16 protein-coding genes are annotated in these 15,802 nt (G+C 73.0%); 2 read left to right on the forward strand and 14 right to left on the reverse strand.

The genetic code is table 11. From position 1 onward, the window contains the following. Positions 1-142: 142 nt before the first annotated feature. From AB0L89_RS34955 to AB0L89_RS35015, 13 genes are all read right to left on the reverse strand, one after another. Entirely contained in the window at positions 143-808 is a 666-nt protein-coding gene (locus AB0L89_RS34955) for a class F sortase (protein WP_365150438.1), read from the reverse strand. 16 nt (positions 809-824) lie between these two features. Further along, complete coding sequence (locus AB0L89_RS34960) at positions 825-1,370, reverse strand: hypothetical protein (protein WP_365150441.1); 546 nt, start codon at positions 1,368-1,370, stop codon at positions 825-827. A 122-nt stretch (positions 1,371-1,492) separates the two neighbouring features. Beyond that, a complete protein-coding gene (locus AB0L89_RS34965) occupies positions 1,493-2,272 on the reverse strand; it encodes an HAD-IIA family hydrolase (protein WP_365150444.1) in 780 nt (259 codons plus the stop codon). A gap of 71 nt (positions 2,273-2,343) precedes the next feature. Continuing rightward, a complete protein-coding gene (locus AB0L89_RS34970) occupies positions 2,344-3,837 on the reverse strand; it encodes an alkaline phosphatase family protein (RefSeq protein WP_365150447.1) in 1,494 nt (497 codons plus the stop codon). Positions 3,838-3,995: 158 nt separating this feature from the next. Continuing rightward, positions 3,996-5,081 carry a 2-aminoethylphosphonate ABC transporter substrate-binding protein gene (locus tag AB0L89_RS34975; protein WP_365150451.1) on the reverse strand — a complete coding sequence of 362 codons (1,086 nt, stop codon included), beginning with the start codon at positions 5,079-5,081 and terminating at the stop codon, positions 3,996-3,998. A gap of 51 nt (positions 5,082-5,132) precedes the next feature. Beyond that, on the reverse strand, positions 5,133-5,930 hold the full coding sequence (locus tag AB0L89_RS34980) for an ABC transporter permease subunit (RefSeq protein WP_365150454.1): 798 nt from the start codon (positions 5,928-5,930) through the stop codon (positions 5,133-5,135). Further along, complete coding sequence (locus tag AB0L89_RS34985; protein WP_365150457.1) at positions 5,917-6,852, reverse strand: 2-aminoethylphosphonate ABC transporter permease subunit; 936 nt, start codon at positions 6,850-6,852, stop codon at positions 5,917-5,919. Before AB0L89_RS34985 ends, AB0L89_RS34980 begins: the two co-directional genes overlap by 14 nt. Further along, a complete protein-coding gene (locus AB0L89_RS34990) occupies positions 6,845-7,897 on the reverse strand; it encodes an ABC transporter ATP-binding protein (RefSeq protein ID WP_365150460.1) in 1,053 nt (350 codons plus the stop codon). Before AB0L89_RS34990 ends, AB0L89_RS34985 begins: the two co-directional genes overlap by 8 nt. After that, the gene (locus AB0L89_RS34995) at positions 7,897-8,589 is read right to left on the reverse strand and encodes a phosphonatase-like hydrolase (RefSeq protein ID WP_365150463.1); all 693 of its coding nucleotides are present in this window, start codon (positions 8,587-8,589) and stop codon (positions 7,897-7,899) included. The genes AB0L89_RS34990 and AB0L89_RS34995 overlap by 1 nt, the downstream gene beginning before the upstream one ends. Before the next feature lie 5 nt (positions 8,590-8,594). After that, positions 8,595-9,719 carry a TIGR03364 family FAD-dependent oxidoreductase gene (locus AB0L89_RS35000; RefSeq protein ID WP_365150466.1) on the reverse strand — a complete coding sequence of 375 codons (1,125 nt, stop codon included), beginning with the start codon at positions 9,717-9,719 and terminating at the stop codon, positions 8,595-8,597. Positions 9,720-9,857: 138 nt separating this feature from the next. Beyond that, complete coding sequence (locus AB0L89_RS35005) at positions 9,858-10,658, reverse strand: GntR family transcriptional regulator (protein ID WP_365150469.1); 801 nt, start codon at positions 10,656-10,658, stop codon at positions 9,858-9,860. A gap of 73 nt (positions 10,659-10,731) precedes the next feature. Beyond that, entirely contained in the window at positions 10,732-11,655 is a 924-nt protein-coding gene (locus AB0L89_RS35010; RefSeq protein ID WP_365150472.1) for a hypothetical protein, read from the reverse strand. Between the two features lie 381 nt (positions 11,656-12,036). Further along, complete coding sequence (locus AB0L89_RS35015; protein WP_365150475.1) at positions 12,037-13,170, reverse strand: ROK family transcriptional regulator; 1,134 nt, start codon at positions 13,168-13,170, stop codon at positions 12,037-12,039. Between the two features lie 68 nt (positions 13,171-13,238). Here AB0L89_RS35015 and AB0L89_RS35020 point away from each other — a divergent pair, with 68 nt between their 5' ends. Beyond that, a complete protein-coding gene (locus AB0L89_RS35020; RefSeq protein WP_365150478.1) occupies positions 13,239-14,336 on the forward strand; it encodes a Gfo/Idh/MocA family oxidoreductase in 1,098 nt (365 codons plus the stop codon). Further along, a complete protein-coding gene (locus AB0L89_RS35025; RefSeq protein WP_365150481.1) occupies positions 14,333-14,800 on the forward strand; it encodes a heme-degrading domain-containing protein in 468 nt (155 codons plus the stop codon). Before AB0L89_RS35020 ends, AB0L89_RS35025 begins: the two co-directional genes overlap by 4 nt. A gap of 55 nt (positions 14,801-14,855) precedes the next feature. On the opposite strand, the gene AB0L89_RS35030 is transcribed toward AB0L89_RS35025, so the two are convergent. Beyond that, entirely contained in the window at positions 14,856-15,713 is an 858-nt protein-coding gene (locus tag AB0L89_RS35030) for a fumarylacetoacetate hydrolase family protein (RefSeq protein WP_365150484.1), read from the reverse strand. Positions 15,714-15,802 lie beyond the last annotated feature (89 nt).

A 15,802-nucleotide genomic window follows, 5' to 3' on the forward strand; every position in this document is an offset into this window, starting at 1 on the left:
CGCGCTTCGGAATGGTCCCCGCACCTCCCGCGCCGGCGCCGGGTTCCTCCCGCAGCTCGTGCGCGCGCGGTCGAGGACCAGCCCGGTCGGCGGCTCCGGGGGGAGCGGGCCGTCGACCGGGCCAGGTAGTGGCCCCGGAGGTTCAGCGGGCGACGCCCGTGAGGTACGCCGAGACGACCACGTTCGCCGTGTAGGTGCGGGTCGCCTTGTCGAAGGTGCCGCCGCAGGTGATCAGGCGCAGTTCCGCGCGGCCCTTCTCGCGCGGGCCGTACGCCTTCCCCGCGTCGAACCGGTCGCGGGTGATGACCTGGACGTCGTCCACGGTGAACTCGGCGACGGTGCCGTCGTCGCGGGCCACCTTCACCTTCTCGCCGGGGCGCACCGCGCTGAGGTCGTAGAAGACGGCGGGCCTGGTCTCGGTGTCGACGTGGCCGACGAAGAGGGCGGCGCCGGGTGCGCCGGGGCGGGTGCCGCCGCCGTACCAGCCGACGGTGCCCGGCTGTTCGAAGGGCGGCGGGTCGATGGCGCCCTCGGCGTCCAGGCCGCGGGCCGCGACCGGGGCCCGCACCTTCAGCGACGGCACGTCGACGCGGTGCGGGCGCGCGGGCGCCAGCGGTGCGTGGGCGGGCGGCAGTTCGACGCCGAGGGGGCGGCCGACGGCCGCCGCGTCGCCCGTCGTGGGCGCGGACAGGCCGCCGCGCAGGTCCACGGCGTCGCTGCCCCACAGCCACAGGCCGACCAGGAGGACCGCCCAGGCGGCGCCGGTCAGCAGCCGCCCCGAACCGGAGGAGCGCTCACCGCCGGACATGACCCGTCCCCGCCCGTCACTCGGAGCGGCGCCGGCGGACGCTGCGGAAGGCCACGGCGACGGCGGCGACGCCGGCGAGGACCAGGCCGATCACGGCGTGCCGGGTGCCGGGACCCGCCTCGGCGGCCTCGGCGGAGGCGGCCGAGGTCAGCTGCGCGGTGCCGCCGCCTCCGGCCCGTACCGGGGAGACCGGGTCCGGGTGGTGCCGGATCACGTGGACGGTGCCCGCGCCCTGGTGGGGGTGGCCGTCGCAGTTGACGGTGACGTCGTAGGTGCCCGCGACGCCGTGGCGGATCCGGGCGCTGCCGTTGAGGGAGTACTTGCCGCCGTCACGGCCGGTGAGCTGGGCGTCGCCCTCGAACGCGCCCGAGCCGGCCGACCCGGTCGTGCCGTCGCAGCCCGTGACGCTCACCTCCACGGTGGCGCCGGGCGCCGCGCTGCCCGGGGTGACGGTGGCCCGCACCGAACCGTCGTCGTGGGCCTGGGCCACACCGAGGGGCATCCCGACCGCCAGGACGACGGCCACTCCTGCCCCACGGACAGCAAGGGAACGTATACGCATCGTGAACCTCCTGTATCCGAGATTCACGCCCGGTGAGCATGTCCGCATCCTGATACGGGGCAAACGGGTACCCCGCCCCTCCCGCAGGGGCCGGCCGCGCCCGCGGCCGGCCCGGACAGGGACTAGATGCGGTCCACCAGGTCCGCGATGGAGTCCACGACGTTCGAGGGGCGGAACGGGTGCTGGTCGATGTCGGCGCGGGAGGTCAGACCCGTGAGGACCAGGAACGTCTCCATGCCCGCCTCCAGGCCGGCGAGGACGTCCGTGTCCATGCGGTCGCCGATCATCGCGCTCGTCTCCGAGTGCGCCCCGATCGCGTTCAGCCCGGTCCGCATCATCAGCGGGTTGGGCTTGCCCGCGAAGTACGGCGTCCTGCCCGTCGCCTTGGTGATCAGCGCCGCGACGGCGCCGGTGGCGGGCAGCGGGCCCTCGGTGGAGGGGCCCGTCTCGTCGGGGTTCGTGCAGATGAAGCGGGCGCCGCCGTTGATGAGCCGGACGGCCTTGGTCATGGCCTCGAAGGAGTACGTGCGGGTCTCGCCGAGGACCACGTAGTCGGGGGCGTGGTCGGTCAGGACGTACCCGATGTCGTGCAGGGCCGTGGTCAGGCCCGCCTCGCCGATGACGTACGCCGTGCCGCCGGGGCGCTGGTCGTCCAGGAACTTCGCGGTGGCGAGCGCGGAGGTCCAGATGTTCTCCACCGGCACTTCGAGGCCCATGCGGGTCAGCCGGGCCTGGAGGTCGCGCGCGGTGTAGATGGAGTTGTTCGTCAGGACCAGGAAGGGCTTGCCCGAGTCGCGGAGCTTCTTGATGAAGGCGTCGGCGCCGGGGATCGGCACTCCCTCGTGGATGAGCACGCCGTCCATGTCGGTGAGCCACGATTCGATGGGCTTGCGCTCTGCCATGGGGTGCACTCCTGCGGTGTACGGGTTGCCTGGGGCGCCGGGACAGCGCTGTGCCGACGCCCCCAGCCTAATCAGGAAGTCGTGATCTTGACCCCGTCGATCGTCCAGTACCAGTTGTTGCCCCCGGTGTACCGGAAGCGGACCTGAGCCTTCCGGGCTCCCGCGGGCACGTCGAGGGCGATGGTCTCGACGACGGACGGCGTGTCCGCCGTGTACGTCCGCACCGCGACCGGCGCCCCGCCGTCGTACGAGACGAGCACCTCGCCCTTCTGCGGCGCCTCCTGGCGGTAGTACGTCGTATACGTGAGCGTGGCCCGCCGGCCGCCCGTCACCTCGTACGCGGGGCTGACCAGCGTCGAGTCGAAGGTCCCCGAGAAGGACTTGTCGGACCACTCGTCGCCGTCGGCGACGGCGAAGACGCCCCGCGCGCGGATGTTGTTCTCGCGCCGCTGGTCGCGCTCGGCCTTCGTCCAGAACTCGTCCGTGGTAAAGGACCAGCCGCGCCACTCGGTGACGCCGCCGGTGCCCATCCGGGTGTTGTCGACGCTCCAGCCGCTCGGCGGTGTGTGCGTGAAGCCGAGGACGCCGGAGCCGATGCCGGTCTCGTCGACCGGCCCGGTCAGCTCGGACCGCAGGGCGTCGAAGTCGTCGGGCGTCGGCTGCTGGACCGGGCGGCCGTCCAGGCCCCAGGCCGGGTCGAGGGCGATGCCGAGGTGGGCGAGGGCGCTCGCGGCGATGTCGGGCATGCGGACGTCGTGACGGACCGATCCCGCGGTGACGGTGCCGCCCGTGGCGATCATGAACGTCTGCCGCTCGGCCCAGGTGGAGCCGCCGTGGCCGCCCGCGTCGGTGTGCCCGTGGTCGGCGGTGATCATGACGAGCCAGTCCTCGGCGCCGTACGTGGCACGGGACTTCACCGCGGCGAGGATCTGGCCGACCTGGGTGTCGACGCCGTGCAGCGCGTCCAGGTAGGCCTGGCTCGCCGCGCCGCTCGCGTGCCCGGCGTGGTCGACGTTGTCGAGCTGGACGAAGACCGCGTCGGGGTTGCCGTTCCGCACCTCGGCGACCGCGCGCGAGGTGGTGCCCGCGTCGTACTCGGCGGCCGGCGTGGAGACCCGGGCGTCGACCTTCGCGGAGAAGATGGTGTCGGTGATCGGCGCCCAGGACGCCACGGCGTACGTCCGCAGGGACGGCTTCGCCGCCTCGATCCGGGTCATGAAGTCCGGGTACTTCGCGAGCTGGTGGCCGGTGAACTCGTTGTTGACGACCTTGTGCTTGTCGGGCCAGACGCCCGTGATGAGCGTCGACCAGCCGGGCCCGGACGAGGTGGGCGCGAGCGGCTGGGCGTAGAGGGCGCTGGGCGCGGTGAGGCCCGCGCCCATCAGGCCCTTGAGGGTGGGGGTGTCGGCGTCCTTGATTCTGTTCAGCAGGGCGCCGTCGAGGCCTATGACCAGGACCTTGGGCGTCCTGGCGGCGGCGCGCGCGGCACCGGCGAGCGGTCCGGCGGCGACGGTCGCGACGGCGGCGCCCAGGAGCAGGGAGCGGCGGGAGAGGGGTTTCGACACGTGATCCTCCAATGCGGCGTGGGGTGGAGCGCACACCAACGCCCCTGGATCTCCAGGGGCGTTGGGACCAGACCCGTTATCTTTCCGCTATCTTTCCGTACGGTCCGACGCGGCGAACAGGACTCTCGGGATGAACACTTGGACCGAAGGGTGAACGCTCAGCTGCCCGTGGCCGACTTCCAGTCCTCCACGTACGAAGCAAGGTTCTTCGAGATGTCGGCCCAGTCCGGCTCGAAGACCTCCACACCGTCGACGATCTTGTCGAGGGCGACCGCGTTGGCGTCGGTGGCCTTGACGTCCTTGCGGGCCGCGAAGCCGCCGCCGATCTCGCTGACCTGCTGCTGCGCCTCCTGGCTCAGCAGGTGATCGAGGAACTTCTTGGCGTTGGCGTCGTGCGGCGCCTTGCTGACCAGGCCCGCCGCGTACGGCAGCGCGAAGGTGGTCGGCCTGTCCGGGTTCTTCTTCGTGGCCGGGAACCAGATGCCGAGGTTCGGCATGTCCTTGGACTGCGCGTAGTTCATCTGGACGTCGCCGTTGGCGGCGAGGAGTTCGCCCTTGTCGACCTTGGGCGCGAGCTTGCCGGTGGAGGCGGAGGGGCCGACGTTGTTGGTCTGGAGCTTCTTCAGGTACGCCATCGCCGGCTCCTTGCCGCCGAAGTCGTGCATCGCCTTGATGAGCACGGCGGTGCCGTCGCCCGCGACACCGGGCGTGGAGTACTGCACCTTGTTCTTGTACGTGCCCTCGGTCAGGTCCTCCCACGTCCTGGGGGCCTTGCCGCCGGCCAGCTCCTTCTTGTTGTAGATGAAGCCGAAGTAGTTGTTCACGACGGAGGTCCACTTGCCGTCGGCGGCCTTGTCGGCGCCGTCGACCTCCTCGGAGCCCTTGGGCCTGTAGGCCTGCAACAGGCCCTTCTCGTCGGCCTGCTGGATGAACGGGGGCAGCGTGATGATGACGTCGGCCTGCGTGTTCGACTTCTCGCGGACGGCGCGCTGCACCATCTCGCCGGAGCCGCCCTCGACGTAGTTCACCTTGATGCCGGTCTTCTTCGTGAAGTCCTTGAAGACCCGGTCGTACCAGCCGTCGCCGTTCTCGCCCTTGAGGCCGTCGGCGCTGTAGACGGTGACGACCTTGTCGTCGGACGCGGCGGAGCTGCCGCCGCAGGCGGTGAGGGAACCGGCGAGGACGAGACTTCCGCCGACGGCGGCGATCGTGCGGACGTGACGGACGCGGGTAAGGCGGGACATGACGTTTCGTACTCCTTGAAGAACTCGGAGAGCCTCGGGGGAAGGGGCGGTTCAGCGATAGGAGGCGCGGGTGCGGATGCGGGAGACGGCGAAGAGCACGAGCAGCGTGGCCGCCATCAGGACCACCGCGACGGCGGCACCGGTGAAGGTGGAACCGCGGTCGGTGGCCGCGTAGATCCGCACGGGAAGCGGCATCCAGTCCGGCGGGTAGAGCATCATCGTGGCGCTCAGCTCGCCCATGGAGAGCGCGAAGCAGAGCCCGGCGGCCGCGTTCAGGGACGGCAGCAGGAGCGGCAGCTTCACCTTCCACAGGACGTACGAGGGCCGGGCGCCGAGGGATGCGGCGGCCTGTTCGTACGCCGGGTCGAGACGCACGATGGCAGCCGAAACCGACTGGTAGGCGAACGCCGTGACAAGAATGGTGTGCGCGAGGATCACGATCCAGCGCGTGCCGTTGAGGATCATCGGCGGCTTGGAGAACGCGACGAGCACCGCGAGCCCGACGACCACGGACGGCACGGCGACGGGCAGCATGAACAGCGCGTCGAGCAGCCTCTTGCCGCCCTTCTTGAGGGAGGCGGCGGCGAGCGCGGCCCAGGATCCGACGGTCAGCGCGAGCAGGCTCGCCCCGACGGCGGTCAGCAGGCTGGTGGTGAGCGCCTGGAGGGACTCGCCGCGGGTGGCGGACGCGTAGTGCTCGGCGGTGAACCCGGAGGGGAAGGCCCCCGACCAGTGCGCGGAGAACGAGGCCGCGAGGATCACGAGCAGCGGCAGCGCGAACAGCGGCAGGAAGAGCGCGAAGAAGAGGACCCAGGTGGCCCACTTGCCCTTGCGGCTATGCACCAACACGACGGCTCACCACCCGGTAGAGGCCGTAGAGGCCCACGGAGATCGCGATGTTGACGACGGCGACGACACAGGCGGCCGGATAGTCGGACTCCAGGATCGCCTTGCTGTAGACGAGCATCGGCAGCGTCGTGACGCCTTTGGCCCCCGTGAAGAGGACGATCCCGAACTCGTTGAGACACATGACGAGGACGAGGCTGCCGCCGGCGGCGAGCGCGGGCAGCGCCTCGGGCAGGATGACGCGCCGCACGATGCGGGCGGGCCTCGCCCCGAGGCTGGAGGCGACCTCGATCTGCGCGGTGTCGATCTGGGAGAAGGCGGCGAGCAGCGGCCGCATCACGAACGGCGTGAAGTACGTGATCTCGGCGAGCAGCACGCCCCACGGGGTGGTGAGGAACTGGAAGGGCCCCTCGGCGGCCCCGGTGGCGTCCGTCCACAGGCCGTTGGCCATGCCCTTCGTCCCGTAGACGAACAGCAGGGCGAGGGTGATCAGGAAGGACGGGAAGGAGAGGAAGACGTCGATGAACTTCGACACGGCCTTCCCGCCGGGGAACGGTACGAAGGCGATGATCAGCGCGAGCGCGAACCCGAGCACGAGACACCCCACGGTCGCCCCGACCGCGAGCCACACGGTGGTCCCCAGAGCCTCCCGAAAGGCCTCGGAGGCGAAGACGTCGGAGTAGGGCTGGAGCGAGGTCCCACCCGTGTCGGGCCGCACGGACTGCTGGACGACGAGGAGAAGGGGATAGAGGAAGAAGAGGGAGAGGAGGGCGACAGGGGGCAGGGCCCAGACGAACCGGGGGACTTGACGGGCCACGGACCGCTCCCGTTCCTGCTGTGGGCAGGCGTTCCGCACGGCGGAACGGGTGGGCACGGCCCCCGTCGCGGGCCCGTCCTCAAGGAGGCGCTCACCGGGACTACCCATCGGTCACCCCCGCGGACAGCAGCACCGCGTCCTCGGGCGCGAAGTGCAGGGTCACGGGGTCCCCGATGCCGGGCGGAGTACGGAGCTCGCGGACGTCCGCCTTCACCCGCTCCCCGCCCACATCCACGTACAACCGATGTGTGGCGCCCCGCCATTGGACCTCGGAGACCGTCCCCCGCAGAGGGTTGGGTCCCTCCCCGAGGCCCACCAGGTGCGGCCGCACGCACAAGGTGGCCGTCGCCCCGGCCCCCGCGCCTCCCGTGTCGACCTCGATCTCGGTGCCGCCGAATGAGACACCCCCCGAACCCACCGTCACCGGCAGGAGATTCGCGTTGCCCACGAAGGAGGCCGTGAACTCCGTCCGGGGCGCCCGGTACAGCTCCTGCGGAGTCCCGCAGTCCTGGAGCCGCGCCCGGTCCATGACGGCGATGCGGTCCGCCAGAGTCAGCGCCTCGACCTGGTCATGGGTGACGTACAGAATCGACACGTCGGGCAACTCCCGGTGCAGCCGGGCGAGTTCGGCCAGCATCCCCGACCGCAGCTGCGCGTCGAGCGCGGACAGCGGCTCGTCGAGCAGCAGCACGCCCGGCCGGATGGCCAGCGCCCGCGCGATGGCCACCCGCTGCTGCTGTCCCCCGGACAGCTCGCGCGGGAACCGCTTCGCGTACGCCGCCATGCCGGTCATCTCCAGCGCCTCGGCGACCCGCCCGGGAATCTCGCCCTTGGCCACCTTCTGCGCCTTCATGCCGAAGGCGACGTTGTCCTCGACCCGCATGTGCGGGAAGAGCGCGTACTGCTGGACGACCATCCCGATGCCCCGCCGGTGCGGTGGCAGCCCGGTGACGTCGCGGTCCCCGATGAACACCCGCCCCGACGCGGGCCGCACGAAGCCCGCGACGGCCCGCAGCGCGGTGGTCTTGCCGGACCCGGAGGGCCCGAGCAGGGCCATCACCTCGCCGGGCTCGACGGTCAGGTCGAGCGAGTCGAGGACGGTGTGCCCGCCGTACGCGACCGAGACGCGGTCGAAGCGGATCCCGCTGCCCATCAGCCGACTCCCCTGAGGACGGCGGGGAGTTCGGCGACGGAGCCGAGGACGTGCGTGGCGCCGGCCTCGCGCAGCGCCGCGTCGCCGTGGGCGCCGGTGAGCACCCCGGCGACGACACCGGCCCCGGCCCGCACCCCGCTCTTCATGTCGTACGCCGTGTCGCCCACGACGGCGATCTCCTGGACGCCCGCCACGGCGCCGGTGCGCAGGAAGGCGCTGAGCACCATGTCCGGGTAGGGCCTGCCCCGGCCGCCCGCGTCGGCCGGGCAGAGCGTCAGCTCGACCAGGTCGCGCCAGCCGAGCGCGTCGAGGATGGCGTCCTGGGTGACGCGGGCGAATCCGGTGGTCAGGACGACGGTCCTGCCGTCGGCGCGCAGCTCCTCGACGGCCTCCCGCGCGCCGGGGATCGGCGCGATCCGGCCGCCGTCGACGAGCGCGCCGTACGCCTTCTCGAAGGCGGTGTTGGCCTGCCGTGCGAGCGTCTCCTCGCCGAACAGGTGCCGGAAGACGGAGATCTTGGACTCGCCCATCGTGGCGCGCACGTACTCCAGCTTCGCGGCGTGGTCCGCGGAGTCCGGTTCGACGCCGAGTTCGCGCGCGGCGGCGGCGAAGGCCTGCTCGACCAGGCCGCCGTCGGCGACGGTGGTCCCGGCCATGTCCAGGACGACAAGGCCCGTGCGGTGCGTGGTCATCTCGTTCACCATCCCAACTCGTCGGCGGTCTTCTCGGCGATCGCGGGCGAGCAGGTCATGCCGCGCCCGCCGGGTCCGGTGACCAGCCAGACGCCCTCGCTCACCTGCTGGCGGTGCACGACCCGGCTGGTGTCGACGCACTGCGCGTACACCCCGGCCCAGCGGCGCCGGATCTTCGGCAGCGGCCGTCCGAGGAAGCCCTCGACGACCTCGGTGAGGTGGTCGTAGGGGTCCTCGACGGTGTCGAAGGCGAAGGGGTGCTCGTACTCGTGGGTGTCGCCGATGGTCAGGCCGCCGTCCTTGCGCTGCACCATGAGCAGCTGCATCTTGTGCGCGGCGGCGGTCGGCCGCTGGGCCTGCCCGGCGTTGAGCTCGTCGAGCGCGGGCGACCGGTACGCCGGGTAGTAGCGGAAGCTGTCCGCGTCGGCGACGGAGGTGGTGAGCGGCTCGCCGAGCGGCTCGGTCTGCATCATCTGAAGCCGTACGCGGCGCACCGGCAGGTCGGGGCCCGCGAGTTCGCGGACGAGGCCGCCGAGCCAGGCGCCGGTGGCGAGGACGACGACGTCACCGGTGTGCACGTCGCCGTGGTCGTCGCGCACCGCGCCCGCGCCGACGACCTCGCGGACCTCGCGGCCCGGCAGGAAGGTGTAGCGGTCGGAGGCCAGCAGGGCTTCCCTGAGCCGGAGTTGGGCGGTGCGGGGCTCGACCGCCGCGTCCCGCTCGCACCACAGGGCCGCGCCGAACTCGCCGCGCAGGGCCGGGTTGAGGGCGCGCGCCTCCTCGGCGGTCAGCAGCTTGTAGCCGCGGGCGGCGGCGTCGGGGCGGGCGAGGGCGGCCTCGGCGACGGCGTGCTCGCGTTCGTTGCGCACGAGGGTGAGGGAGCCGTTGGCCCGGAAGCCGAGGCCCGGCACGCGTGCGCCGATGCCCTCCCACAGCTCGCGGGCGCGCAGGGCGGTGTCCAGCTCCTCGCCGCCCGCCCGGCCGCTCACCCATATCTGGCCGAAGTTGCGCAGCGACGCCCCGCGGGCCTCGCTCTCGCGCTCGATCTGTACGACCTCGTGGCCGCGTTCCACTGCGTGCCAGGCGTGCATGGTTCCCACCACGCCGGCTCCTACGACGATGACTCTCACGGCGGCAACGCTCCTGGGGGTGGGTGACCCGCGCGGGGCTGGTGGGCAACGGGACGGTGAACGGGCACCCAAGCTTGGCCTAGACCCGTTACGTTTCCGTTATCACCGTGCGTCGGCCGGCGTACGCGAGGAGGAGGTTCAGCCGGCCGGGTCCGCGCTCCCCAGGTGCGTGGTGAAGGAGAACCGGTCGCCCCGGTAGAGGGTGCGGACCCGCTCCAGCGGGCGGCCCGAGGTGTCCCGCGAAAGACGGTGCATCAGCAGCATGGGCAGCGCGGGCGGCGTCCCGATGAGCAGGGCCTCGCGCGGGGTCGCGAGCACCGTCTCGATCCGCTCGTCGGCGTCGCCGAAGGAGATGCCGAGCGCGTCGCGCAGGTACGCGTAGAAGGACGAGTCCGGCTCGAAGTCGTCGTCGAGCCGCGGCACCCGCGCCACGGAGACGTAGGTGCTCTCCAGGCCGACCCGCTCGTCGTCGGCGAGCAGCACCCGCTCCATGTGCCAGACGGGCTCGCCCACGGCGGCGCCGATCTCGGCGGCGAGCGCGGGCGGGCACGGGAAGCGGTCGAGCGAGATGAGGTTGCGCCCCGGCGTACGTCCCTGCCGTCGCACGCCCTCGGTGTAGCTCGCGAGGGACAGGGGCTGCTCCAGTTTGGGGCCCGCGACGACGGTGCCGCGGCCCTGCCGGCGCAGCCGTCCCTCCAGGAGCAGTTCGCGCAGCGCCTGCCGCACGGTCTCGCGCGCCACCTCGTACCGCTCGGCGAGATCCCGCTCGGTGGGCAGCGGCTGCCCGTCCCCCAACTCCTCGATCAGGACGGCGATCCTGGCCTTCACGGCGTAGTACTTCGGGATGCGGCCGTGCTCCGGGATGCCGGAGCGGATGGGGGCGCCCGGCGCCTGGTCGAGCAGGTGGGCGGCGGGGTGTGCGGGGTTCGGGTTGTCCACCCGGGGATGTTCGCAGACGTACGTGAACACGCAGGTGAACGACGGGTGTCCTCGGACAGAGGGCTCCAGAGGGCTAGCGGCCAGACCTTGCGGGCCGAACGCGCCGGGCTCCCGCCACGAGGGCGCCGCCGACGAGGACGAGGGCGCCTGCGGTCACCCCCAGCGCACGCGTGACCCCCGGGCCCGTCTGCGCGAGTTGCCGGGGAGGGAGCGGCTTCCCGGTCCCGGTGCCGGGAGGCGCCGCCACGATGTCGAACGGGTAGTCGTTGGACTCGCCGACCCAGTCGCCGTCGTCGCCCCGGCGCTGCACGAGCGCGGCGGAGGCGACGACGTGGTCGGCCCGCGCGCCGGGGGCGAAGGCGAGGCGGACCTTGACGCCGACGGTCCGCCCCGCACCGACCGTGAACCCGGCGAAGCCGTCGTCGAAGACGCCGATGTGCTCGTCCTGGTCGGTCTCCTCGAACGGCACCGGCCGCCAGCGCGCCCCGTCGTGGAACTCCAGCCGGATCTGCCGGGGCCGGAGCGTCTGCTTCCGGTCGACCAGGACGAGGATCGGGTGGATGTTCCGGCAGGGCTCGCCGGTGGTGTTGGTGAGCTCGATCGTCCAGGGCCGGGGGGCGCCGCCGGGGTGGTAGGCGGCGGGGCCCTTCTGGATCCGGGTGTCGAGGGGGAAGTCGGCACTGTCGGCGGGGGCGCAGGTGGGGCGGTTCGCTGCGGGGCGGTTCGCGGCGGGGCGCGTGCCGGTGGTGGTCGCCGTGGCGGACGATCTCCTTTGGTACGCCGGGGTGAGGCCGCCCGCCGCCGAGGCACCCGTGCCGCAGGCCGGGCGCTCGCCGACGGCTCCGAAGCGGCCGTTCACCACGCAGACCTGCCCGCCCGGAGCCCCGCCCGCCTCCGCCGCCACCGCGGGTGCCCCCGTCACGGCGGCCACGGCGGCCACGAGGGCGGAGGCGGCTGCTGCGGTGACGCCGAAGGCGAGGGGACTGCGGAGTCGCATGGGAGACCTTTGCGAGCAGAAGGACCGGAGCGGAACAGAAACCGGAAGCGGACAGTGAACGGGCCGGAAGCGGACCAGTAAGCGGGGCGGAAGCGGATCGGTGAACGGGCCGGCAACAGGTCAGTGAACGGGCCGAAAGCGGATCGGTGAACGGGCCGGAAGCAGATCGGCGAACGGGCCGAAGAGCGGACCAGCCGACGAGCGGACGGACGGACGGACACGTACCGACCGGCCGGCACCCCCACCCCACCCCCGTCCCACCACGGCGCGGCAAGGGCGGCGGAGATCCACCGGTCATGGCCAGAGACCCTGCCACGCGCGCGCGAGCGGACCGCGACGCCACCGCCCGACGGGACCGATCAGCCGCCCAAGTCCCCCCGATCAGCCGATTTTCTGCTCGTTGCTCCGCACGGGAAACGCCACCGCCGCACGTCCGAACAGCGGCGCGAGGACGAGTTGGGCCGCCCCCTCCGCGACCCCCCGCTCCCCGCCGGCGGCGAGGGCCACCGGCACCTCCACTCCCCCGCCCCCGCGCCGCACGCGCGCGGCGACGACCGCGCCGACCTCGCGTACGAAGAGGTCGGCGGCGGCGAAGACGGTCCGCCCGCCGAGCAGCACGCGGTCGATGTCGAGCAGCCCCGCGAGGTTCCCCGCGGCCGTGCCGAGGACCCGCGCGGCCTCCCCGAGGTCGCCCCGGGCGACGGCCGCGAGACAGAGCGCCTCGACGCAGCCGCGGTCACCGCACTCGCACGGCGGCCCGTCCAGCTGGAGCACCTGGTGGCCGAACTCCCCGGCCCCGGTCCGGGCGCCCCGGTGCACCGCGCCGCCGAGCACGAGCCCGGCGCCGAGTCCGGTGCCCAGGTGCAGATACGCGAAGGAGTCGGCGGTGCCCGCGAGGGCGAGGCCGAGGGCGGCGGCGTTGGTGTCCTTGTCCACCACGACGGGCAGGCCGAGCCGCCCGGCGAGCGCGTCCCGCAGCCCGAACCCGTCCCACGCGGGGAACCCGGTGACCCGGTGCAGCACCCCCGCGGCGTGGTCGAGGGGACCGGGCAGCGCGACGCCGACCCCGGAGACCCGCCCCGCGTCCGCGCCGAGCGCCGCCACCAGTTCCCGCACCTCCCCCGCCGCCGCCCCGACCACCGCGTCGGCACCGGCGCCGAAGGCCAGCGGGGTGCGGCGCTCGGCGACGACGGCGCCGGTCAGATCGGTGAGGACGGCCGTCAGCTCGTCGCGGTCCAGGTGGAGGCCGACCGCGTGGCCCGCGTCGGGGACCAGGCGCAGGACGGTGCGGGGCTTGCCGCCCGTCGAGGCGCGGCGCCCCGCCTCCGCGGCCAGCCCCTCGGCGCGCAGCCGCGCGGTGATCTTGCTGACGGCCTGCGGGGTGAGCCCGGTGCGCTCGGCGAGCTCCAGGCGGCTGATGCCCGCCGCACCCGCCGCGCGCAGCAGATCGAGCACGAGCGCGGCGTTGTGCCCGCGCAGCGCCGGCAGGTTCGCTCCGGTGTTGGCCCTGTTCACGTACGACTCCACGGGGCCATTGTCCCTTCCGCTTGCACTTTGGCAACACCGTTGCTTAAGTGGACGGCATGACTGGTACAGGCCCCGGCACCCCCACCTCCCCCTTCCGCGTCGGCCTCATCGGGTACGGCCTGGCGGGCTCCGTCTTCCACGCCCCGCTGATCGCCGCGACCGAGGGCCTCGCGCTCGACACGGTCGTCACGTCGAACCCCGAGCGGCAGGACCGGGCCCGCGCCGAGTTCGGCGACGGACTGCGCTGCGCGGCGTCGGCGGACGAGCTGTGGGAGCGCGCGGACGAGCTCGACCTGATCGTCGTGGCCTCCCCGAACAAGACGCACGTGGCGCTCGCCACCGCCGCGCTCAAGGCGGGCCTGCCGGTCGTCGTGGACAAGCCGATCGCGGGCACGGCCGCCGAGGCACGCGAGCTGGCGGCCCTCGCCGACGAGCGCGGCCTGCTCCTGTCCGTCTTCCAGAACCGCCGCTGGGACAACGACTTCCGCACGCTGCGGCAGCTGCTGGCCGACGGCGAGCTGGGCGACGTATGGCGCTTCGAGTCCCGCTTCGAGCGGTGGCGCCCGCGGCCGAAGGGCGGCTGGCGCGAGTCGGGCGACCCCGAGGAGATCGGCGGTCTCCTCTACGACCTGGGCAGCCACGTCGTCGACCAGGCCCTCGCGCTCTTCGGCCCCGCGTCCGCCGTGTACGCCGAGTCGGACGTGCGGCGCCCCGGCGCGGAGACCGACGACGACACGTTCATCGCGCTGACCCACGCCAACGGCGTCCGCTCGCACCTGTACGTGAGCGCGACGACGGCCCAACTGGGCCCGCGCTTCCGGGTCCTCGGCTCCCAGGCGGGTTACGTCAAGTACGGCCTGGACCCGCAGGAGGCGGCCCTGCGCGACGGGAGGCGCCCCGCGCCCGACGCCCCCTGGGGCGTGGAACCGGAGTCGATGTGGGGCCGGGTCGGCTCCGGCGAGTCGCCCCTGACGGGCGGCGGGCGCCCGCTCCCGACGCTGCCGGGCGACTACCCCGCGTACTACGCGGCGATCGCCGACGCCCTGCGCGGCGCCGGCGAGAACCCCGTCACCGCGCACGAGGCCGCCGCGGCCCTCGACGTCCTGGAGGCGGCCCGCCGCTCGGCCCGCGACGGTGTGACGGTGACGCTGTGAGCGAGGCACCTTCGATCGCCGAACTGGAGGCCCAGGAAGCCCGCCTGACGCTCCCTCACTTCACGCACGACGACGCGTGGGCGCTCGGCACGCTCCTCGTGGACCTGGCCCGCGAGCGCCGCGCCCCGGTGGCGATCGACATCCGGCGCGGCGGCCAGCAGCTCTTCCACGCGGCGCTGCCCGGCTCCACCCCGGACAACGACGCCTGGATCGACCGCAAACGCCGCGTCGTCGAGCGCTACGCCTGCTCCTCGTACCTCGTCGGCTCCCGCTTCCGTGCCAAGGGCACGACCTTCGAGGCCTCCTCCCGCCTGGACCCGGACGTGTACGCGGCCCACGGCGGCGCGTTCCCGATCACGGTCGAGGGCGCCGGGGTGATCGGCACGGTGGTGGTGTCGGGCCTGCCGCAGGTGGCGGACCACGCGTTGGTGGTGGAGGCGCTGGAGCGGTTCGTCGCGGGCTGACGCGAGGGTGAACACGCCCGGGAGCGCCACCCCTTGAGGGCGGCGCTCCTCGGCGTCACGCCCCCTTGAGCTCCTGCCGCTGCCGCCCCAGCCCCTCGACCTCCAGCTCCACGACGTCCCCCGCCCGCAGGTACGGCTTCGGCTCGGGCTTGCCCATCGCCACGCCCGCCGGAGTGCCGGTGTTGATGACGTCGCCCGGGTGGAGGCTCATGAACTGGCTCACGTAGCGCACCACTTCCGCCACCGGGAAGATCTGGTCGGCGGTCGTGCCGTCCTGCTGGAGTTCGCCGTTGACCCAGAGTTTGAGGGAGAGCGCCTGCGGGTCCGGTACCTCGTCCGCGGTGACCAGCCAGGGGCCCAGCGGGTTGAACGTCTCGCAGTTCTTGCCCTTGTCCCAGGTGCCGCCCCGCTCGATCTGGAACTCCCGCTCGGAGACGTCGTGCGCCACGGCGTACCCCGCCACGTGCGCCAGCGCCTCCTCCCGCGACTCCACATAGCGCGCCGTACGTCCGATGACCACGGCGAGCTCGACCTCCCAGTCGGTCTTGACCGAGCCGCGCGGCACGAGCACCGTGTCGTCCGGGCCGACCACCGTGTCCGCCGCCTTGAGGAAGACGACGGGCTCGGCGGGCGGCTCGGCGCCCGTCTCGCGGGCGTGGTCGTGGTAGTTGAGCCCGATGCAGACCACCTTGCCCACGCGCGCCACCGGCGGGCCCACACGCAGCCCATCCGCGTCGAGAACGGGCAGGTCACCGCGGTCGGCGGCGGCCCTGATCCGGCCGAGCGCGGCGGCGTCGGCAAGGACCTCGCCGTCGATGTCGGCGACGACCCCCGACAGGTCCCGCAGGGTCCCCTCGGCGTCGAGCAGCGCGGGGCGCTCCGCCCCTGCCGTACCGACTCGCAGCAGCTTCATGGTCTGTCTCCCTTGGTCGAGCGTGGCCCGGCCGATGGGTTGCGGCCATCGGAGGTTTGGTCGATCGTCCAAGGTCGGCGTGCGGTATG

The sequence above is a fragment of the Streptomyces sp. NPDC052114 genome (assembly GCF_040680155.1).
Classification (GTDB): domain Bacteria; phylum Actinomycetota; class Actinomycetes; order Streptomycetales; family Streptomycetaceae; genus Streptomyces.